The following is a 22,395-nucleotide window of genomic DNA, read 5'->3' as shown; positions in this document are numbered from 1 at the left end:
GATTAATAACAAAACTTGGTAACTAATTAAGATTTGTCATATTGAGTTCACGCCAAGAATGACACCAATTAAAATATGGAAGAAAAAAAGTTAGATATTAATTCCATTATAGGCTTTGTGCTTATTTTCGGAATTTTGGCTTATATGCTATGGCAAAATCAGCCAACACCTGAAGAGTTAGAGGCACAGGAAAAAGAAAAGCAAGAGCAAATAGCTGCAGAACAAAAAGCAAAAGAGCAAGAACAAACTAAAATTACTTCGGCTACAGATTATGTTATTGGCACTGATGTTGATTCGCTTCAGCACATAGCTTTACAAAACAAATTAGGGGCCTTTGCGTATTCTGCTTTAAAAGGCTCTGATGAAGAAACGCTTGTTGAGAGTGACCTTTTGGCACTTAAGTTTAATAATAAAGGAGGCTATCTTTCAGAAGTAAGATTAAAAGAGTTTGTTGATTTTAAAGACGACCCCATTTACTTAGTAAAAGATAACAATACGACTTTTAATATTAATTTCGGGACTACAGATAGTAGAATTTTAAACACACAGGATTTATATTTTGAGCCTACCATAACCAAAAATGAAGGTGGTACAGTAGTATCTATGAAGCTTAAGGTTTCAGAGACTAAGTTTTTAGAATATCGATATGATATCAAATATGGCGACTACATGATGGATTTCACCATACGCTCACAAGGGTTGGGAGATGTTTTTAATAGTTCGCAACAAATTAATTTAGATTGGACCCTTAAAGGATATCGTCATGCAAAAAGTATTTCTTATGAAAATCGATATACCGATATTCATTACGAATATGAAGGAGGAAAGGATGATTACACTGGGATGCGTGATGCCGATGAAACTTTAACTGATGTAACCTGGATAGGTTACAAGCAACACTTTTTTTCCTCCATACTATTAACAGATACAGCTTTTAAAACTACGCAGATTACTTCTAAAAATTTAGTTGAAGATGAAGCAGTAGATACTTTGTATACCAAACGATTCACTTCCAAAATACCTTTAGAATTAAAAGGAGGTGAACTTAACTACAACATGAATTGGTATTATGGCCCCAGTGAGTTTAGAACTCTTAATGCTTACAATAGAAATCTTGATGAAATGGTGCCACTAGGCTGGGGTATTTTTGGTTGGATAAACCGTTACCTGTTTATGCCTTTGTTTAGCTTTTTAGGAAGTCTAATGCCTTATGGTATTGCTATTGTGGTTATGACTATTTTGGTAAAAATATGTTTATCATTTGTACAGTATAAGCAATTTTTGTCTCAGGCTAAGATGAAGATTCTAAAGCCAGAGTTAGATGCTATACGTGAGAAGTACAAAGACAACAAAATGAAAGCGCAGCAAGAGACCATGGCATTGCAAACCAAAGCAGGTGCAAGCCCGTTATCTGGTTGTTTGCCCGCATTAATACAGTTGCCAGTATTTTATGCCTTATTCCAGTTTTTTCCATCGGCGTTTGATTTAAGACAAAAAAGTTTCTTGTGGGCAGAAGATTTATCGTCTTATGATTCGATACTTACTTGGGATACTAAAATTCCAATTATTTCTTCTTTCTATGGAAATCATATGAGTTTGTTCCCAATTTTAGCATCCATCGCTATTTTCTTTTATATGCGATTAACAACCGGACAAAATATGCAAACGGCACCACAACAAGAAGGTATGCCAGATATGGGTAAAATGATGAAATATATGATGTATTTCTCGCCCATTATGATGTTGTTTTTCTTTAATAATTACGCATCTGGATTGAGTTTGTATTATTTTATTTCAAACTTGATTAGTATTGGGATTATTTTAGTTATTAAGAATTATATTCTTGATGAAGATAAAATTCATGCTCAAATTCAAGAGAATAAGAAGAAACCAAGAAAGCAAAGTAAATTTCAAGCTAGAATGAAAGAAATGATGGAGCAGGCTGAAAAACAAAAACAAGCGCAGCAAAAGAGAAAAAGATAGTTTGTAACCTAAACATGTTTCAGGTTCTCATTGCATAAATTTTAGAGCTACCAAATGTGATCTAACTGTTCACTTAGTTTGGTAGCTTTATTGTTATCTACAATTTAAAAAACTATTTTTCGTTTATATGATGTCATTTTATTTATTCAAAATTTATATTTTTTAAGAGTGTTTATGAAGCAATTAAATCTGATTTTATTTTTGTTTATTTCCTTTTCAATATCGGGGCAAACCATAAACCAGTTTGACGAAAGTGGAAAGCGCCACGGTATATGGAAAAAGAATTTTGATAACACTAAAGTACTTAGATATGAAGGACAATTTCAACATGGGAAAGAAGTTGGTACTTTTAAATTTTACAAGAATATAAAAGGGCAATCGGTACTGACAGCATCTAAGTTTTTTAATGAAAATGATCATACGGCTGAGGTAACTTTTTTTAGTTCAAAAGGAAAGGTTATTAGTGAGGGTAAGATGAATGGAAAGAAGTTTATTGGTAAATGGAAATACTACCATAATAATACGGATAAATTAATGACTGTTGAGCACTATAATGAAGATGGGGATTTACACGGAAAACGATTAGTTTTTTATGATAATGGACAGGTAGCAGAGTCGGCTTATTATCAGTTTGGTAAACTAGAAGGAGAGGCTAAGTGGTATTCCCTTAAAAATGTTGTTCTTAAACATTTTTTTTATAAAAATGGAGAATTACATGGCGTTTCAAAGTTTTACAACCCTAAAGGAGAGTTAATTGCTGAAGGAATTTATAAAAATGGCAAGAAACATGGTGTCTGGAAGTACTATGAAAATGGTGAATTAACTGAAGAAAAAGATTTCAGCCATAAAAAGAAAGCTTCCTAATTAAAGGAAGCCTTCTTTTTCATAGACAATTCTGATTTTGAGAGAGAGATTGTATTGTCTACGAACTAACCAACTAACAAATCAAACAAACAAATAAAGATTTTTCTTTATTAAGGTAGTGGTGGAAAACAACCTTATTGATTGTATTTATAACATCATTTTAAGCTTTAACATCAACAGCAATTAATATGTTGCCTATCAGTTGTTAGAATCCTACATAAGGTTGTTCCACCTTAAATACTTGCTGTTATATCTATACCTTATAGTTTTTTTAATCGTTTCAATATATTTTGTTTAATAAATTTACAAAAAAAATAAACAAAAAAATAATTGTAATGGTATATAATCTCGTATAATTTTTGGCTTATTTTTAAGATGTTGCTATATTTTTACACACATTCTTTTGAACCATTATATTTCTTGTTATTGTAAGGAAAAAAGCCTCTTAATTTTTTTAAGAGACTTTTTAAATAAGCAATATCTTAATAATTATTAGATTTAAATATGCTTATGCTAAACCAAACAAACTAATTATGGTGTTGCTGGAAGCAACACTTTATCTATAACATGTACAACTCCATTGGTTGCAAGTACATTTAATAAACTTGGTACTAAACTTGCAGCAGGGCTACTCATTGCTGCATCTTGTACTGTTAAAGCACTTACATCTATGCCTACATTTTGATCATTCAACATTTCAACATCTCCAGTTACTAAATCACCAGAGAATACATAAGCACTTGCTTTTACTACGTGATGTGTTAAAATTCCTGCTACAGCAGCTGGATCTGTACTATTTATTACGTCTGCATCTAAGCCAGCAGCTAAGAACGCTGCGTCTGTTGGAGCAAATACTGTAAAAGGACCAGCAGTACCAAAAGTATCACCTAAACCTGCTCTTTGTAAAGCCGTTGCCAATAATGTAAATTCACCAGGGTTTCCTCCTGCAAATTCAGCTACAATTTCATTTATGGTCTGTGTAGGTGGTAATAATACTCTATCAATTACGTGTACAACACCGTTAGAACCTGAAATATCAGTTGATGTAACCATAGTAGAACCATTTATCATAACACCATTTCCTGCATTTGTTAGATAAAAATTTCCTCCTAATGTTGGGATAGCAATCGCTGAACCGCTGGTTGTTGGTAAATCATCTTTATTTACTGTACCGTCTACTACATGATAGGTTAAAACGGCATCGGCACCATTAACATCTGTTATACCAGCAGCTTCAAAAGCAGCATTTGTTGGTGCAAATAACGTGAGACCATTTCCGCTTGGCCCATTACCTAACAACACAGACAAGACATCAGTATTAGCATTCTCAACCGCTGCGATTAGTGTTGTAAAATCCTTATTAAAATAAGCAGGTGCTACTATAGTACCTACTATTGGAGCTATTGACGGCGGTACCATTACATTACTGATTATGTGTGCTACACCGTTAGTACCTAGAGCATCTATTCCTATTATTTTGGCTCCAGCGATAAATACGCCCGTGTTGTCTGAAGTGATGGTTGCTGTTTCACCATTAACCATTTGTAAATCACCAGGCCCAACTAGATTAGATGTTAATGTGGCACTAGCATAAACGTGATATTCTAAAACATTTCTTAATACGTTTTCTGGAATATCATCTATGCTACTTTGGCCTATTGCCGCCAATAGAGCATCAAATGCATCATTATCAGGTGCAAAAACTGTAAAATTTCCGTTCCCACTTAGTGTGTTTATTAAATCTGGGTACTTCAAAAGAGCTGTTTCCAAACTTGACAATTGGGGTGTTGCTTGAACAATTTCAACAAGACTATTTGTTGGAACAAAAGGTGCATCATCATCATTACTACATGATAATACAAATATTGGGGCTAAAATTAGCACTAGTAATCTTTTTGTGGCTGTTAATGTTTTCATAATTTCAATTTTTATTTTGTTTAACAAAAATATAAAAAAGTTATACAATAAAACAAATATTGTTTAAAAAAAAATAAAAAAAATTAAACAAAAAGCATTTTGTCGATTTTGAAGCTAGGCTATCATTGCTATTTATGCTGCAAATTATATGTATCTTTGCACTCTAATTTAAGTAAGATGAAACGCGTTATTGTTGGACTTTCTGGTGGTGTAGACTCTAGTGTTGCGGCTTATTTGTTAAAAAAGCAAGGTTATGAGGTTATTGGCTTGTTTATGAAAAACTGGCATGATGATTCAGTAACCATTTCCAATGAATGTCCTTGGCTTGATGATAGCAACGATGCAATGTTGGTTGCCGAAAAGCTAGGAATTCCTTTTCAAACGGTAGATTTAAGTAAACAATATAAGGAACGTATTGTTGATTATATGTTCAATGAATATGAAAAAGGCAGAACTCCCAACCCTGATGTTTTGTGCAACAGAGAGATTAAGTTTGATGTTTTTTTAAAAATTGCCTTAGAGCTCGGAGCAGATTATGTTGCAACAGGGCATTATTGTAGAAAAGGTATTATTGAAAGCAGTGGTAAAGAAATATATCAGCTTTTGGCGGGGGTTGATAACAATAAGGATCAATCTTATTTTTTATGTCAGTTATCTCAAGAGCAACTTTCAAAAGCCTTATTTCCAATAGGGGAATTAACCAAGCCTGAGGTTAGAGATATAGCCAATGACATTGGTTTAGTGACTGCTGATAAAAAAGACTCACAGGGACTTTGTTTTATTGGCAAGGTAAGATTGCCAGATTTTTTACAGCAACAATTAAAACCTAGAGAGGGGCTTATTGTAGAGATTTCAAAAGAACAAGAAATATACAATCAGATAGTGCCTGCATTTACTTCAGAAATAGAGAAATTAGCCTATTTATCAAGAAAGATAGATTATAAAGCTAATGATGGTAAAGTGGTTGGTAAACATCAAGGAGCGCATTATTTTACAAAAGGGCAACGTAAGGGGCTTGCTGTAGGAGGAACTGTTGACCCATTATTTGTAATTGATACCGATGTTGAACAGAATATAATTTACACAGGGCAAGGTAAAGAACATCCTGGGTTACTAAAAAAGGCTTTGTTTGTTAATAATGATGAATTACATTGGATTCGTGAAGATTTAGCCTTGAAAGTAAATGAAAAGTTAGACGTAAAAGCTAGAATTAGATATAGGCAACCACTACAAAAAGCGATCTTGTACAAGGTAGATTCTGGTTTATATGTAGAATTTGAAGACTACCAATCTGCTATTACCGAAGGTCAATTTGTAGCTTGGTATAGTAATGATGAGCTTTTAGGTTCGGGAGTTATTTCTTAGTGAAACTCAATTTTAGGAAACCTAAAGGTTTACACAAAATTGTAAGTTGAACTAACCCCGATAAATATCGGGGTTTCATATATCGCTTTAAATATTCCGTAGACCTTTTAGTACTACCCATACTGAAAATAGATGTAACCATTTCAAAAAAATATCTATTTTTAAATATGGCAAACAAAATCACAAATCTTTTTAATATTCAGTACCCCATCATTCAAGCAGGAATGGTTTGGAATAGCGGTTGGCGCTTGGCGTCTGCTGCTAGTAATTCAAAAATTTTAGGACTTATAGGGGCAGGATCCATGTACCCAGAAGTACTTCGAGAACACATTCAAAAATGTAAACAAGCTACTATTAATCCTTTTGGGGTCAATGTTCCTATGCTATATCCTAATATTCAAGAAGTCATGGATATTATAGTAGAAGAAGATGTGAAAATTGTATTTACATCTGCTGGAAACCCAAAAACTTGGACCACTTGGTTGCAGGAAAGAGATATCACTGTGGTTCATGTAGTAAGTAGTGTTAAGTTTGCTTTAAAAGCCCAAGAAGCCGGAGTAGATGCTATTGTAGCCGAAGGTTTTGAAGCTGGTGGTCATAATGGGCGCGATGAAACTACAACCTTGAGTTTAATTCCGATGGTAAAGGAACAAATTAAAGTTCCATTGATTGCTGCAGGAGGCATAGCAACGGGTAGAGGCATGTTAGCGGCCATGGTTTTAGGCGCAGATGGAGTTCAAATAGGAAGTAGATTTGTAGCCAGTGAAGAAAGTTCGGCACACAAAGCATTTAAACAAGCCGTTATTGATGCTAAAGAGGGAGATACTCAATTAACCTTAAAAGAGTTAGCTCCCGTTCGTTTGATTAAAAATAAATTTTATCAGCAAGTTCAAGAACTATATAAAAATGGACCAACGGTTGCGGAATTAAAAAACTTGTTAGGAAGAGCAAGAGCTAAAAAAGGAATGTTTGAGGGGGATTTGGAAAATGGAGAACTAGAAATAGGTCAAATTTCGGGACTCATACATGATATCCAGCCAGTGCATCAAATAGTGAAAAATATCATACATGAATTTGAAATTGCGAAAAAAGAAGTTTCAAATTTTTAAATGAAATAGCTCCAACCAAAAAAAAGAAGAACTTTTAAGTTCTTCTTTTCGATATCGAAACGTTTAGCCGTAATTTTTAATCCCTAATAAAATAAAAGCCTAATGTTTCTATAGATCGTAATGCATACGATTTTTTTCAATTTAAACAGTTCATAAATGTATGAAAAATAACTACTTAGGAGCCTGGATATTTCATTAAGTTATTAACATTGGTTCATAAGATCTTATCAAACAATTTTTTCTAAAATTGTTAAAGCAAAAGCGAAAGTTTACTTTTGAAACATGCCTTTACAACACTATACTAAAGAGTTTAAATATAACTGGCAATTAGCGGCTCCAGTAATGTTAGGAATGCTGGGGCATACCTTTGTGAGTTTTGTTGATAATATTATGGTAGGCCAGTTGGGAACAGCAGAATTAGCAGCCGTTTCCCTAGGTAATAGTTTCATGTTTATTGCCATGTCTATTGGTATTGGTTTTTCAACGGCCATAACTCCTTTAATTGCAGAGGCCGATTCTGGGGGTGATTTTGTTAAGGGAAAATCTTCTTTTAAAAATGGATTATTTCTGTGTACAGTTTTAGGGGTACTACTTTTTTTATTGGTGTTTTTTGCTAAACCTTTAATGTATTTCATGAAGCAACCTCCGGAAGTGGTTGAACTAGCTATTCCGTACTTAGATTTGGTGGCATTCTCATTAATACCATTGATTGTTTTTCAGGGGTTTAAACAGTTTAGTGATGGTTTGTCTATGACCAAATACCCCATGTATGCTACATTATTGGCAAACATTATCAATATTATTTTAAACTATATTTTAATTTTTGGAAAACTTGGTTTTCCTCAATTAGGAATAGTAGGAGCGGCTTATGGCACACTTATTTCCAGATTTATCATGGTTGGATACCTATGGTATTTATTAAAAGGAAAGGAAAAATCTAAAGATTACGTGACCGACATCAAGTTTTTTGTGTTAGATAAATTAATGATAAAGAAAATCCTGAATTTAGGAACTCCTAGTGCGATGCAAATGCTTTTTGAAGTGGCTATTTTTACGGCTGCTATATGGTTGAGTGGTTTGCTTGGTAAAAACCCTCAAGCAGCAAACCAAATTGCTCTAAACTTATCGTCAATGACCTTTATGGTGGCTATGGGATTAAGTGTAGCCTCTATGATACGAGTAGGAAATCAAAAAGGATTGCAAAAATATTTTGAGTTACGTAGAATAGCTTTCTCATTATTTTTAATGGGAATATTATTTGCTATCGGGTTTGCATTAATATTTTACACATTTCATAATTATTTACCTAAACTCTACGTTGATTTTGATGATGTTAAAAATTTAGCAGACAATACCGAAGTATTGGCCATTGCCTCAAAATTATTAATAGTAGCTGCTGTTTTTCAAATAAGTGATAGTATTCAGGTTATGGTTTTAGGGGCTCTAAGAGGTTTACAGGATGTTAAAATTCCAACACTAATAACGTTTGTGTCCTATTGGTTAGTGGGGTTTCCCATCAGTTGGTTTTTAGGAAAAGCTCATGTTTATGGTAGTTTTGGTATATGGCTAGGTTTGTTAGCGGGTTTATCTACAGCAGCAATTTTATTGTATATTCGATTTAACTATTTAACTAAAAAGTTAATTTTGACCAAAGAATAGAAATATGTCCTTACCAAAATTTATATTAGGCGATAACACGGCTTATCCTAATGCTATTTATGTAATTCATACAGAGTTTCCTAGATTTATTATTAATCTTGAAAATGATGAGGTAGAATGGTTTGAAGATTTTGATGCAGAAGATCAAAAAGAACTTGAAACCGAAACTGAAAATGCTATAAAACTGGCAACGGAGTTTTATGATGCCGAAATTGAGAAGTATGACGAATAGTATTTTAAGTTTTTGCATATGATAGAAAAGATTCTAAAATACGATACAGAACTATTTTTATACTTAAATAATCTAGGAAGTAATACTTGGGATTGGTTATGGTTGCTAATAACAGATAAGCTAACATTTATACCTTTGTACGCCTTATTATTGTTTTTACTATACAAAAAGTACGGATGGAAAGCTCTGATAGTTTTTGTAGTTGTAGTGGCTTTAATGATTACGTTTACAGACCAAATAACGAACGTTTTTAAACGAGGGTTTGAAAGACCAAGACCTTGTAGGGAAGCTAGTTTAATTGATCAAATGCGTTTTATTGCAGTACGTTGTGGTAAATATGGTTTCTTTTCAGGGCATTCATCAAACTCTATGGCAGCTGCTATTTTTGCTGGTTTATTGCTCAAACCATTCTATAAAAATGCCATTTTAATTCTGTTACTCTGGAGTGCTATTGTAGCTTACAGCAGGATTTATGTTGGTGTTCATTACCCCATCGATATTATTTGCGGATTAACGTTTGGAGCTATTTCTGGATTTATGTTTTATAAACTTGCAACTTACATCCTGAATAGATATATTAATTCCTCTAATTGAGTATTATAGTTAATCATTTTAAATGAAGATATTAGTTACTGGAGCAGCTGGTTTTATAGGTTCGCACACTGCTGAAAGGTTAAAGTCCCTAGGGTATGATGTTTTAGGAGTTGATAATTTCTCAACACATTATGATGTTAAACTTAAACGACTAAATGAAAAGACTCTTCTAGAAAAGGGAATTTCAATTTTCAATATAGACTTAAATGACATTAATCTGGAAAATGAGTTTCCAGATGATATTGAATACATTTTTCATTTTGCTGCACAACCAGGGATATCTTCTAATTCTACATTTAATGATTACTTTAAGAATAACATTCTTGCCACTAAACACTTGTTAGATTATGCAGAAAAATTGAGTAATCTCAAATTATTTATCAATATTGGGACATCATCCATATATGGATTAGAGGCAACTTTTAAGGAAGATAGAGAACCAAAGCCGGCTTCATATTATGGGGTTACTAAATTAGCAGCTGAACAATTGGTGCTTCAGAAAAGTAGAGAGCAAATTTTTAAATCTTGTTCTTTAAGGTTATATTCTGTTATAGGCCCCAGAGAACGACCAGAAAAAATGTTTACAAAACTTATTGACTTGGGGTTACAAAATAAACCTTTTCCATTATTTGAAGGAAGTGATAAGCACTTAAGAAGTTTTACTTATATAGATGATATTGTAGATGGTATTGTGAGTGTAGTAGGTAAAGAACCTGTTCTAGATGGTGAAATTATAAATATAGGAACAGATAAAGAGTATACTACTCAGCAGGGGATTGAAGCTGTTGAATCTGTCTTAGGAAAAACTATACAATTAGATATTATCCCTAAAAGACCAGGGGATCAGTTAAGAACAAAAGCTAATATTGATAAGGCCAAAAAACTACTTAATTATAATCCAAAAACTACACTTCTTGAAGCTGTTCAAAAGCAAGTTGAGTGGTATAAAGCTAACTTTTGAGTTTCAATAAATAATCAGCGGCAGCAAAGGGCGTGGTTTCATTATTCTCAATAAGTTTCAACTGATTTTTTAATTCCTTTTTTATTTTGGGTTGATTAAAAAAATCAAATTTTAATTGCGATTCAATGGTTTGTAGAAGCCAATATTTGTTTTGTTCCTTTCGCTTCAAATTGAAATAATCGTTTTTAGTAGTAGTCTTAACATAATCTGAAATAAAATTCCATATTTTGTCTATACCTGTATTTTCTGTAGCACTACAAATGGTTACTTTTGGTTGCCAATTTGATGATTTTTTAGGGTAGAGATTCAGCGCTCTAGCAAATTCAGTTTTAGCAAGTTTGGCAGACTTCAAGTTGTCTCCATCCGCTTTATTAATGGCAATAGTGTCAGCCATTTCAATAATACCGCGTTTAATACCTTGAAGTTCATCACCAGCACCAGCAAGTTTTAATAACAGAAAGAAATCTACCATACTGTGCACGGTGGTTTCACTTTGTCCAACGCCAACCGTTTCCACAATAATAACATCAAACCCGGCAGCTTCACAAAGGGTGATGGTCTCTCTGGTTTTTCTAGCTACACCACCTAAAGAATTACCAGAAGCCGAGGGACGGATATAGGCATTTTCATCTCTTACCAATGACTCCATTCTTGTTTTATCACCTAAAATACTACCCTTAGTAAGAGAACTACTGGGGTCTATTGCTAGAACCGCTACACGTTTCCCTAATTGGGTTAAATACTTTCCAAAAGCTTCAATAAATGTGCTTTTACCCACTCCGGGAACTCCTGTTATTCCAATTCTAATAGATTTATTAGCATGAGGTAAACAGCTTTTTAGAATGGTATTAGCCGTTTTTAAATGTTTAGAATTTTTGCTTTCAATTAAAGTTATGGCTCTACTTAAAGCAGTGATATCTTTATTTAATATAGAAGTAATAAGAACATTAGGGTTAATCTCACTTTTTCTTTTTTTCTTTAAGCTTTCAATAGATTTTTTATTGGTGATTTCAGAAATAGAAACCCCATCTTTTTGAACTAAAGCCGTTTTTTTTGGTTCTTCCAACACTAAAAGGTTTGCACTAAGATACGCAATAAAAAAACCTAATTTTTAAGAGGAACAGCAATTTTAGTATCATCCCAAGCCATAGTTAAAAACAACTTGTCTGTAGAGTTGTCAAAAGCAATGGTGAATTGCTCAACCGTTGTTTTTAATTTTTCAACAGGAACTTCAACATTTATAACGTCATAATTAGGATCCCATAATGGATTCATTTCAGAATCAACACCCCATTCATATTGTTTAGAATTGAACATTACTGTCCAAGTAGAATCTTTAGGAACAGTCCATAAGGTATATTTCCCAACAGGTAGAATCATACCATCAATATCTAAGGTTTGATTGGTTTGAAATGTAGTAGCTTCGTTCGCACCAGTACGCCAAACTTTATTAAAAGGTACTAAAGCGCCAAAGATTTCTCGTTCTTTTTTATAGGGGCGGTTATAGAATACTTTGAGCCTTAAATCATTCAATTCAAATTTTACTGTATCTTTAGGACTCAAGCGATTTTCAAAGATATTTTCAACAAAAACAGAATATAAAAGTAGTCCTAGAGCAACAATTGAAAGTATAATTAATACACGTTTTAAGAAGGTGTTCATGTTGAGCGATTTTTTCGATATAAAGATACTTGAAAAACTAACATTTTCTAATTTGCAAACGTATAATTGCTTGATTTTGTTATTTCTTTAAGAAAATTATTTTTTTTGCAACACTTCAATTTTTTAATCGTCTTTTAAACGAACTAACTTAGACCAAAAGGAGATTTAGTATGTTTCAAGTTGACATTATTGAACAATGTAAACAGAACAACAGAAAGGCACAACTGCAGTTATACAACCAGTACTGCGATGGTATGTATATTGTTGCCAAACGTTTTTTGAAAGATGCTAATGATGCCGAGGATGTGGTACAAGAGGCTTTTATTAAGGCCTTTTCAAAACTACATCAATACAAGGCTGAAGTTACTTTTGGAGCTTGGTTAAAACGTATTGTAGTAAATAAGAGTATTGATTTTTTAAAATCTAAAAAACAACAACTTGTAGAGTTAAATGAAGTGCACATGAAAGTTGTTGATGCTCCAAAAGATGACAAATGGTTAGTAGATGATGCTATAACATTGGATGATGTAAAACTTGCTATTAAGAAGTTACCAGATAAATATCAGTATGTAGTTATGTTGTATTTAATTGAAGGGTATGATCATCAAGAAATAGCCGAAATTTTAAACATTTCTGAAGTAGCATCAAGAACGCAATTATCAAGAGGTAAAGTTAAATTACAAGAATTGTTAACAATTAAAAGTCATGGCACAAGATATTAGAGACTTATTTAAAGATGATAAAATATCACATGAAAAGATGCCTGAGAATCACCAGCAGCGCTTCATAAAAAAATTAGATGAAGCGTTCCCAGATTCATCATCTAAATCTAAATTTAGTTGGATACAAATAGCCGCCAGTATTGTATTACTTATTGGTTTAAGTTTTGGTGGCTATAAAGTGTTTTCACCTGATGTCGATTCAGACAAGCCAACAGATGTTGTTGTAAACAAGCCAATTGAAACAAAGACTTTAGGCGATATTTCTCCCGGTTTAAAAAAGGTTGAAGATTATTATTTGGCAAGTATTAATTTAGAACTATCTAAAATAAAGTACACGCCAGAGACCAAAGACCTTTTTGATGGTTATATAGAGCAATTAGGAGAACTAGATGAAGAATATAAAAGATTGTCTTTAGAACTAACAGAATCTGGGCCAAGTGAATTGACTGTTAATGCCTTAATTGATAACTTAAAGTTGCGTTTAAACTTGTTATACAGGTTAAAATCACAATTAAAAGAATTAACACTTTCCGAGGCTGGTACTGAAGCCGTGGAACAATCAATCTAAAAAAAATCAAAAAATGAACAGATCATTGATAAAGCTAAAATTACTGACCGTAGCCTTTTTTACGGTCGGTAGTGTAATAGCACAGAAACAAACAAAAGTATCGCAATCCATAAAGGTTGACAAAGATGTAACCGTAAACTTAAACACAAGTTATTGCAATATTGTATTTGATACTTGGAATAAAGATGTCGTTGAAATTGAAGCTTATGTTGAAGGTGAAGCTTTAAGCAATGAAGAATTAAAGGAATCTTTAAAGAACTGGAATATAGATGTAGATGCCTCAAGTAATGAGGTTACTATTAGTACCAATAGTTTTGCTCATACACCAAAAGTTTGGGCATACAGAACGTCGCCTTATGATGAAGACGCTGTTAAAGCGGTTCTAAAAGAATTAAAATTTGAAATAGCCGATTTACCCGAAATACCGGAAATAGATTTTCATTTTGAAATGTCAGAACTACCAGAGCTTCCAGAACTTCCTGAGTTGCCACCATTACCAGAAAATGTTAAGCGTTTTCATTTTGATTACGAAGCCTATAAAAAAGATGGTGAGCAGTATTTAAAAGAGTATACCCAACAATTTGAATCTGCTTATGGTGAAGACTATGCGAAAAAAATGGAAGCATGGGGCGAAAAATTTGGAAAAGAATGGGGAGAGAATTTTGGTAAGCAAATGGAAGCGTGGGCAGAAAAATTTGAGAATAATTTTGATGCTGAGGAATTTGAAAAGAAGATGGAAGCTTGGGGAGAACGGTTTGGGGCAAAAATGGAGCAACACGCTGAGCGTATGGAAGCACGACAAGAAAGTTTAGAGAAAGCCCAAAAAGAGAGAGAAAAAGCCATAGAAAAGCATGAAGCTGCTCGTGAAAAACTTACCAAAAAAAGAAAGGTTTTAATTGAAAGATTGGTTCATAAAGAATCTAATTCTAAAGTAAAAAAGACCATTAAAATTAAAATGCCTAAAAAAGCCAAGTTGAAAGTTAATGTAAAACATGGTGAGATTGAATTTGTATCAAATGTTGATAACTTACAAGCGGACTTGGCCTATGCAAAACTAACTGCTAATAGCATTAATGGAGGCAGAACCTCCATTAATGCTTCTTATTCTCCAGTTTATATAAGTCATTGGAACTTAGGAGAGCTAAATCTAAAATATGCGAAACAGGTTGAACTTAATAATGTTAAACATGTAGTTCTAAATTCTAATTCCTCAAACGTAACTATTGATAATTTATTAGGGAATGCTGTTATTGATAGTAATATAGGCGATATTAAAATTTTAAAAATAGATGATGGCTTTACTAACCTTAATGTTATCCTTCAAAACTGTGACGCTTTAATTGCGCTTCCTGATGTAAATTATAATTTGCAATACAAGGGCAATCGCTCTAGATTTAATTACCCAAATAAAGAACCTGGTAATGTAACTACGTTTTCAACGGGAAATTTAAGTAGCGGAAAAAGTATTGTGGTTAATGCGAAATATAGCAATGTTAATATGGAATAAATTTACATTCTCAAATCTATATTTTAATAATCTTATGAATTTCTTTTTTGCTAACCGTAAGAACTTCAAAAAAGTACACGCCACTACTAAATTGAGATAAATTAATAGATGCTTTTCCATCAACAACCTTAAGGGTATAATCTGCCAACGGTAATCCCGCAGCGTTATAAATTCTAAAACTAACAGATTCAACAGGATCGATGCTAGACATGTTTATGATGTCTTTTGTAGGATTGGGGTATAACAACCAATTTTTACTACTAGAATGAGGCTCAGCAGTATTAGATTGACAGTTTTTAGAAATGTCATACTCAGCTCTTAAGATATCTTCAATTTTTAAATTAGTGAAGCTGTCATTTAGAGAATGATTAAAAAAGGTGTTATCAATAATAGCATTATCTGCACCAAGGAAATCTTGAAGTAACGTAGTAAAAGTTTGTCTGTAATCGTATTGAACCGTTTTAATTTGCCAGTTATTACCTTCACCAGCTTCCAATAAATCAGGGTTGATTCCTGTCATACCTCCAGAAACAGGTTTTCCAAATATAAACATCGGGGCAATTTCACCATGATCAGTTCCAAGGTTTCCGTTTTCTGCGGCTTTTCTACCAAATTCAGAGAATGTAACACCAACAACATCTTCAGATAAATTCTGACTTTCCAAATCTGCAGTGAAAGCTTCAATGCTCTCAGAAAGTTCAGTTAATAAAGCATGGTGCCTTCCTAGTATATCACCTGCGGCCTGAACTTGAGCATTGTGCGTATCGAAGCCACTTATTCTAACCATATAGATTTTCGATCCTAAATCACCACTAATTAGGCGAGCAACAGTTTTTAATTGATCTGCTAAATCCGTATCGGGATAAGTCACATCATTTTTACCTTTGTTGAAGGCGTTAGATATTGATGCTGCATATGTATTTGTTAGGCCGTCAGTATTATTTATGAATTCTAATTGTTTACCATAATCAGAATCTGGAATATTTAAAGGAGCCTCACCACCTAAACCGCTTATAACATTATAAAAACCAGCTGGGTCTTGACCCGTAATGTTAAGTGATAGCCCATGAGCTTCTTCAGCATGAAAACCTAGTGAGGTTTGATTGGAGCCAATTTCAATTGCCAAAGGAAAGTTTTCCACAATTAAATCAGCGTAATATTGTTCCATAAAGCGCCCCATCCAACCAGTGTCTACTCCATTTAACATACTGTTTCCATCATTTCCAGTGAAATATAAATCGGTTGATTTAAAATGACTTTTATTCTGTGAAGGGTATCCCACACCTTGAACAATTCTCAAAACACCCTTATCATAAAGCGGTTTAAATTTAGTTAATGCCGGGTTTAAACCAATTTGTTGGTTTTCTGGTAGAGTACTGTCTAATGTAATGTATTTATTAGAGCCACTTTCTGGAACTTTTATAGTGGGTCTTAAGTTACTGTAAACATCATATTGATTAAGAGGCACAATACTGTTAAGCCCATCATTGGCTCCAGCTAAGTTCACCAAAACAAGTTTTCTTCCAGAAATATCTGGACAATCAAACGGAATAAACGTTTTTAAAGCAGCTTGAATTTGAAATGGTGTAAGTCCAATAACAGAAGCAGTTGCTGAAAGTTTTATAAAGTTTCTTCTTTTCATAACTGGTAGACTTTTACATTAATTGAAATTCTGCTGCATTGACCATAGTTATTATAAGCGAATCTAACCTAGTTTTTACAACGTTCATATCACTTTCATTACGAGTGTTAAGATATTGTAACCAGGCTCCAGTCCAGTAATAATTATCTGAATCACCAATTAAAAATGTTTTAAAATAGTTAATTCTATCTGTGTCAATATTTTCAGGATACATTAAATCCGCCAATGCAAAAACTAAAGTATTAGGGTCTTTAGCTTCTTCGGGGTTTATTTTGTTTTCAACAAACGAAACGGTATCTAAATGGGTGTATATATCATTTCTCGTAAGCAAATCTCTCATGAGCTCATATCTTGCAATGAGCGTGTTTGAGGAAAACCAATTTCTATCAAAGCCTGGTTCCTGATAGTATGCTGGATATCCTGCTACAGAGTCTGGGTTGAAAAATTCCATACCAGAACCTTTGAAATATATATTATGTATATACCTAAGAAAAAAGTTTCGGTAGAACCATAATTGTTCTGTTTCTGGATTTGGGTATTTTACGTCAAACAAGGAAATTACTTCAGAAAGTAATTGTAGGGGGCTTTTAATTATGGCCCCTATTGTATTATCGGTATCATCATCGTCATCAGCATCATAAAAATGTTCGCTTGCTAAGAGAGTAGTTATAACAGGTAAAATTTCGTAGTTATTATTAAGCAGAATTTGAGCAAGTGGAGTTATGATATCGGTTTCTGCGGTGGCAGAAATATTACTTTTTACAAAATATCTGTAAAGTTTTCTACAGTAGGCCTTTGATGTTTCTTCTTGAGAAAATACCATTTCAACAAAATCATCTAACTCTTCCAAAATGGTTTCTTTAGTATTTCTACCTACAATTATATGGTCGTTGAATGCACTAGAAAAGGTTTTGTCAGTAGAATCATGTCTATTTGCATTAACATAACCAATAGGCAAGTTCGTGTCTGTATCAATGTCACCGTTTCTATCCCCTTTCTTTTTAAAACCAGAAAATACTTTTGCAGCCTGTTGAATATCTAATTCTGTGTAGTTAGTGTAGTTGCCTTCTCCAATTTGTTCTCCTTTTAAAATAGTAAAGAGTTCTAAATACTCCCTAGCATAATTTTCGTTGGGGTTATTTTTGTTATTTTGGGTGTTATCCAAATAATCTAGCATGGCATTGTCTAATGTAATTTTTTTAGCCAAGGTTTTAATGTTTCCTAAGGCATAAAAATCAAGAAGACGAAGATGATCAAAGAAAAAAGATGCGGCTCCAACTCCAGAGTCTTTACCAACGGTAAAACAGGTGTGAAGAAAGAAAGATAATTTATATTTTAAGCTAACTTGATTTATGGCATTGTGCCACCACCAAGCTGTTACGTGTGCTCGTTTTCTACCTTGGCCATCAAAGGAATTGGGATGTTCACTTGAAGACGTCCAATAACCATCTGGATTACTTGTTGGAAGAGGGTCGTAAGGTTCATTTAAGATATATGGAATATTTGTTGTTAAATTACTAACAGCATCTGCAGCAGACATGCCAACAAAAGTATCTAACTGCTCTTTGGTGTAATTAAAAGTAGCTCTTCTAAGTAAGTGCTTAGCTTTCCTTAGGTCTAAGTTGGAACTTAGAGGATTTAATGAGGCCATACTATATTTTTTTCAATGTAATTAATATTTTAATTGCCAATACAAAACAAGACGAGAATTCGATAAAATACACTGTATTAGTTAGTTGTTATCTAAAAATGAACTCTAAAACTTACATTTGGAGTGATGCCTAAAGACTCATTTCTTACAGGTTCAATATTATCTTCAATCAGAGTATAGTACTCATTTATGATGTTTTTTCTGTTTAGTACGTTCCAAACCGAAGCTCCAATTGTAGCTTTTGATGTCCTCGAAATATCAAATGAATACGTTGCCGAAAAATCTGTCCTTAAGTAATCATCTAAGTTTTCTGCATTGGGGCTTTGATAATTAATAATAATATTACTTTGGTTATTTTGATCTGCAGGATAGGTTGTGGGTATACCAGAATTCCAGTTTATACCTAAGGCTAGTTTGAAATTGTTTTGAGTGTATGTGCCAGCAAAAGTAATTGCGTGTCTAATATCATTGTTATTAGGGAATTCATTGCCGTTGTTTAAATCTGGGAATAGATAATTGTTTCTGCTAAAGGAGTATGAAATCCAAGTACTTGCTACATTATCAAATTGTTTATTTAGCAATACATCTATACCTGTAATTTTGTAGCTACCAATGCTGTGAACAAATTGATATTGGTTCTGAAACCCCTGACTTCTGGTGGTAATACCATCTACTTTTTTAATGTAGGTTTCGGCACTAATTAAAAACTTGTTTTTATTGAAATGAATACCTGCTGAAATTTGCTTGCTTTTTAAAACAGGCACTGGGTATATAGTTTGATTTCCTTCTATAATAACTTCAGTATTATTGTTTGAAAGGATCCAGCGGCGTTTTTCAATACCCAAAAAATCGTTTTGTAGATCTATAACTTGCGATGTAAATTGGCTTTTGTATTCACCTAGAATCTCAAATCTAAAATCATTTAAAAAGCGTTGGCTAAAACTTAATCTGGGCTCTACAAAAACCATGTTAAACTTGTCTAAATAGTTTAAACGCGCTCCTAAATTTAGTTTGGTTTGAGCACCATAAGATAAAAGAGATGTTTCCGCATAAATTGAATGACTTTTTACAACATTCTTTACAAAACTTTTAAAGTTAGGATTGTTTACATCTTCTAAATTGCTAATACCTACCTCGTTTAACTGATAGCCACTATTAAACTTTAGTTGATAGTTATGCTCATAGTTAATATCTAGTTTAAAGGCACGGTCATTTACTCTGTTTTCTTGAATTAATCTTTGGTTATTAATAACATCATTATTGGTGGCATCTAAATTATAATTTGAAGCATAAGCCTGTAATGTGGTTGATAATTGATTGGTCCAATCTCGAGTATAAGAAAGACCAACCGATAAGTTTTGTTGTGATAGGTTACTGTTCAATGCCTCGGTTCTATCATTGATTGTGGATTGCTCATCATAATCAAACATATTGTTAATGTTTAAAAAGTTAAACCTGAGCTTATCTTTTTCTGTAATGTCAAATAGCAGTTTTGCAGTGATGTCGTAAAAATAAAACGACTCATTTTGAGAAATGGAATTTCTATTATTGTTAAAGTCAGAATCTTCGAAAATACGTTTGAAATATTGATCGTAAGTCGCTGTTTCAATTAAATCGGTGACTGAACGACGTGATGAAATTTGCAATTCGGTTTTGTTTGAAAGCGGAATTTTAGCAAAACCATCGGCATTAATAAAGTTTAGTCCAACACCAGCTTTAAATTCATTATCAATGTCATCGGGCAATTGCATGTCTATAATGCTTGAAATACCATCGCCATATTTAGCGCTACTCCCATTTTTATAAACGTTGATGGTTTTTGTAATATATGGGTTGAAAGCAGAAATAAGACCAAAAAAATGTCCAGATTGATACATTTTAATACCATCCCAAAGTAGAAGGTTTTGGTCATGAGTTCCACCTCTTACATTGATATTTGAAACGGTTTCGTCTGTACTCAGAACCCCTGGTAAAGCTTGAATGGTTTGTAAAACATCTGGTTCTATAAGCCCGGGTAGAATACCAAAACTTTCAGGTTTTATAGTTATAGAGCCATCATTTAGTTTGGTTAAACCCGTTGTAAGGAAGTTGGTTATGTATACTTCTTCAAGATTTTGTATTCTAAAGCTATTAGCCTTCTTTTTTTTAGCAAATTTTATAGCAATAAATCTGTCATCCAACAACTCAAAATCAAGCTTTGTTTCTTCTTTAAGAAGTTCCAAGGCTTCCTCTAACGACAAACTTTTGTTGGGTAGCATGGCTTTTTTGTCTTTTATAGTTTTATCGGCATAAGAAAAACTAACATTATAACGCGTTTCTAAAGTACTAATAACACTAGAAAGTAGTTGCTTTTCTTTTTGAACGTTTTGAGAGCTTAGCAGCGTAATATTCAAAAAAAACAAGAAGACAAAAAAAGAATGAAAACCTTTTCTATTCACGCTTTAAAATTATAGAATCGTTTGATTGACTATAAGTTAAATGTAAAGGTAAGGTAATAGATTTTAACGCAACTTCAATGCTGTCATGAGTGAAATTACCAGTGAATAGTTCTTCGGAGTCAATACCTATTAATATAATATCTACATTGTATTGTCTTTCAAATTCTGCAATAACTTGTTTGTAAGGTAGACTTTTGAACTGACTTTCGTTATTTAACCACGAAGGTGTTAAGCTGTTTTCTTTTTCTTTAGCAATTATTTTCCCATCAATAATTAAAAAACTGTCGCCAGGTTTTAATTTTGTTTCTTGAGAATTAAAAGTAACGCCTACTAAACCTTCGTAGCAAATAACCTCAAAATAATTGTCCCGTTGTTTTACATTAAATTGAGTTCCATAAACCGTAACGGTTCCTGTTTGTGTTATAACGTTGAAAGAAGAACCTTTGGCTACTTTAAAAAAGGCTTCGCCTTGTAGCTCAACTTCTCTGTTTTTTTTCCATGAATTTTTATTGAATGCCAAAACCGATTTTGCGTTTAAAGACACACTAGAAGCATCAGGCAACTCTACTGTGGTTTTTTGAGCCATAGCTGTGGTAATGGTCGTATCAATAGTTGTTGTATAATAATAAAGACTAAAACAAATAGCAAGAATAGCAGCCACACGCATAAAAGGTTTTATCCAATGCGTTTTAGGTTGTTTCTTACTTCTAATGGTTTGTAATACACTGTCAAGCTCTTTACCAGCATCGTATTCGGGAGCTTTAAAAGCTTGTAGGGTATTATTTAACTTTACTAAATCATCGTGGTCTTCAAGATTTTTAAAGGCTTTAAGTTCCTGATCATTCAGATTGTTATTTAACCATTTTAATATTAAAGTTTCTCTATCCATTTTTCCTTTATTCAACTATAAAACAATTAACTTTTATTTTTTCCTACCCTATGATTTAATTTTTTTTCAAAAGCTTAAATTTCAGTCTTCAGTCTTCAGTCTTCAGTCATCTGTCACAACTCCTTTATTTCCTTCCTCAACTTTTCCAATGCTCCATAAATTCGTTTTTCAACGGCTTTGGTTGAGATATCTAAAATCTCAGCTATTTCCTTAAAACGTTTTCCTTCCACACGGTTCATCATAAAAGCAACGCGTTGTGGTTCTGTTAAATTTGCCAGTGCTTTTTGTAATTTGTCATTATATTCTTTTTCACGCATTAAAAACTCTGGGCTTTCATTGGTACTCAATTTTGGCTTAGCAATTTTTTGATGTTTCAAGACAACCTTTTGGTGAGCCGCTTCATTCAGCATTAAATTATTAGCGGTGGTAAATAAAAAGCTTTTGGCTTTATCTGGGGTAACCTTAGCACAGTTCTCCCAAAGTTTTACAAAAGCTTCTTGAGCTTTGTCTTTAGGGTTTAGCAATTCGCCAAACTTATAGTATAAAAAATTGTGTAGGTCTTTGGCGTGTTTATTAAATATTGATGAAAAAATATGCTCTGCGCAAATATTATCATGTAGTGGCTTGCTCAT

At 33.1% G+C, this 22,395-nt stretch carries 19 protein-coding genes; 11 read left to right on the top strand and 8 right to left on the bottom strand.

Translation table 11 applies throughout. From position 1 onward, the window contains the following. Positions 1–75: 75 nt before the first annotated feature. Both yidC and DFQ02_RS11475 read left to right on the top strand, forming a co-directional pair. Positions 76–1,983: a membrane protein insertase YidC gene (gene yidC, locus DFQ02_RS11480; RefSeq protein ID WP_116524576.1), complete on the top strand. Its 1,908-nt coding sequence runs from the start codon at positions 76–78 to the stop codon at positions 1,981–1,983. Between the two features lie 174 nt (positions 1,984–2,157). Further along, positions 2,158–2,847, top strand: a complete 690-nt coding sequence (locus tag DFQ02_RS11475; protein ID WP_116524575.1) for a toxin-antitoxin system YwqK family antitoxin — start codon at positions 2,158–2,160, stop codon at positions 2,845–2,847. A gap of 531 nt (positions 2,848–3,378) precedes the next feature. Here DFQ02_RS11475 and DFQ02_RS11470 read toward each other — a convergent pair. Beyond that, a complete protein-coding gene (locus tag DFQ02_RS11470) occupies positions 3,379–4,764 on the bottom strand; it encodes a fasciclin domain-containing protein (protein ID WP_116524574.1) in 1,386 nt (461 codons plus the stop codon). Positions 4,765–4,941: 177 nt separating this feature from the next. On the opposite strand from DFQ02_RS11470, the gene mnmA reads away from it, so the two are divergent. The 6 genes from mnmA (at position 4,942) to DFQ02_RS11440 (ending at position 10,684) form a co-directional block, all read left to right on the top strand. Beyond that, positions 4,942–6,129 (top strand): tRNA 2-thiouridine(34) synthase MnmA, encoded by a 1,188-nt coding sequence (gene mnmA, locus DFQ02_RS11465; RefSeq protein WP_116524573.1) that lies wholly within the window; start codon positions 4,942–4,944, stop codon positions 6,127–6,129. 167 nt (positions 6,130–6,296) lie between these two features. Then, on the top strand, positions 6,297–7,238 hold the full coding sequence (locus tag DFQ02_RS11460; RefSeq protein WP_116524572.1) for an NAD(P)H-dependent flavin oxidoreductase: 942 nt from the start codon (positions 6,297–6,299) through the stop codon (positions 7,236–7,238). A gap of 282 nt (positions 7,239–7,520) precedes the next feature. Continuing rightward, positions 7,521–8,897: an MATE family efflux transporter gene (locus DFQ02_RS11455; protein WP_116524571.1), complete on the top strand. Its 1,377-nt coding sequence runs from the start codon at positions 7,521–7,523 to the stop codon at positions 8,895–8,897. A 4-nt stretch (positions 8,898–8,901) separates the two neighbouring features. After that, positions 8,902–9,129: a hypothetical protein gene (locus DFQ02_RS11450; RefSeq protein ID WP_116524570.1), complete on the top strand. Its 228-nt coding sequence runs from the start codon at positions 8,902–8,904 to the stop codon at positions 9,127–9,129. Between the two features lie 18 nt (positions 9,130–9,147). Beyond that, positions 9,148–9,723 carry a phosphatase PAP2 family protein gene (locus tag DFQ02_RS11445; RefSeq protein WP_116524569.1) on the top strand — a complete coding sequence of 192 codons (576 nt, stop codon included), beginning with the start codon at positions 9,148–9,150 and terminating at the stop codon, positions 9,721–9,723. A gap of 22 nt (positions 9,724–9,745) precedes the next feature. Then, on the top strand, positions 9,746–10,684 hold the full coding sequence (locus DFQ02_RS11440; protein WP_116524568.1) for an NAD-dependent epimerase/dehydratase family protein: 939 nt from the start codon (positions 9,746–9,748) through the stop codon (positions 10,682–10,684). Here the strand turns inward: DFQ02_RS11440 and meaB are convergent. Together meaB and DFQ02_RS11430 are read right to left on the bottom strand one after the other, a co-directional pair. After that, positions 10,674–11,750, bottom strand: coding sequence for a methylmalonyl Co-A mutase-associated GTPase MeaB (gene meaB, locus DFQ02_RS11435; RefSeq protein WP_116524611.1), 1,077 nt, complete (start codon positions 11,748–11,750; stop codon positions 10,674–10,676). The genes DFQ02_RS11440 and meaB overlap by 11 nt on opposite strands. Positions 11,751–11,788: 38 nt before the next feature. Beyond that, on the bottom strand, positions 11,789–12,346 hold the full coding sequence (locus DFQ02_RS11430; RefSeq protein ID WP_116524567.1) for a DUF2911 domain-containing protein: 558 nt from the start codon (positions 12,344–12,346) through the stop codon (positions 11,789–11,791). Between the two features lie 170 nt (positions 12,347–12,516). Between DFQ02_RS11430 and DFQ02_RS11425 the strand changes: the two genes are divergently transcribed. Genes DFQ02_RS11425 through DFQ02_RS11415 form a run of 3 tightly spaced genes read left to right on the top strand, consistent with a single transcriptional unit; the run spans position 12,517 to position 15,143 of the window. Beyond that, on the top strand, positions 12,517–13,068 hold the full coding sequence (locus DFQ02_RS11425; protein ID WP_116524566.1) for an RNA polymerase sigma factor: 552 nt from the start codon (positions 12,517–12,519) through the stop codon (positions 13,066–13,068). Further along, on the top strand, positions 13,052–13,636 hold the full coding sequence (locus tag DFQ02_RS11420; RefSeq protein ID WP_116524565.1) for a hypothetical protein: 585 nt from the start codon (positions 13,052–13,054) through the stop codon (positions 13,634–13,636). The genes DFQ02_RS11425 and DFQ02_RS11420 overlap by 17 nt, the downstream gene beginning before the upstream one ends. A gap of 13 nt (positions 13,637–13,649) precedes the next feature. After that, entirely contained in the window at positions 13,650–15,143 is a 1,494-nt protein-coding gene (locus tag DFQ02_RS11415) for a DUF4097 family beta strand repeat protein (RefSeq protein WP_116524564.1), read from the top strand. A 16-nt stretch (positions 15,144–15,159) separates the two neighbouring features. On the opposite strand, the gene DFQ02_RS11410 is transcribed toward DFQ02_RS11415, so the two are convergent. The 5 genes from DFQ02_RS11410 to DFQ02_RS11390 all read right to left on the bottom strand — a co-directional run bounded on the left by DFQ02_RS11410 (position 15,160) and on the right by DFQ02_RS11390 (position 22,395). Beyond that, complete coding sequence (locus DFQ02_RS11410) at positions 15,160–16,785, bottom strand: DUF1501 domain-containing protein (RefSeq protein ID WP_116524563.1); 1,626 nt, start codon at positions 16,783–16,785, stop codon at positions 15,160–15,162. A 13-nt stretch (positions 16,786–16,798) separates the two neighbouring features. Then, entirely contained in the window at positions 16,799–18,436 is a 1,638-nt protein-coding gene (locus DFQ02_RS11405; protein WP_116524562.1) for a DUF1800 domain-containing protein, read from the bottom strand. Positions 18,437–18,528: 92 nt separating this feature from the next. After that, positions 18,529–20,874, bottom strand: coding sequence for a TonB-dependent receptor plug domain-containing protein (locus tag DFQ02_RS11400; RefSeq protein WP_245940257.1), 2,346 nt, complete (start codon positions 20,872–20,874; stop codon positions 18,529–18,531). Then, positions 20,867–21,778 (bottom strand): FecR family protein, encoded by a 912-nt coding sequence (locus DFQ02_RS11395; protein ID WP_245940256.1) that lies wholly within the window; start codon positions 21,776–21,778, stop codon positions 20,867–20,869. The genes DFQ02_RS11400 and DFQ02_RS11395 overlap by 8 nt, the downstream gene beginning before the upstream one ends. A 98-nt stretch (positions 21,779–21,876) precedes the next feature. After that, entirely contained in the window at positions 21,877–22,395 is a 519-nt protein-coding gene (locus DFQ02_RS11390) for an RNA polymerase sigma factor (protein WP_181896409.1), read from the bottom strand.

It is taken from the genome of Seonamhaeicola aphaedonensis (genome assembly GCF_003386195.1).
Taxonomy (GTDB): Bacteria; Bacteroidota; Bacteroidia; order Flavobacteriales; family Flavobacteriaceae; genus Seonamhaeicola; species Seonamhaeicola aphaedonensis.
This window is presented reverse-complemented; position numbering and strand designations above follow the sequence as displayed.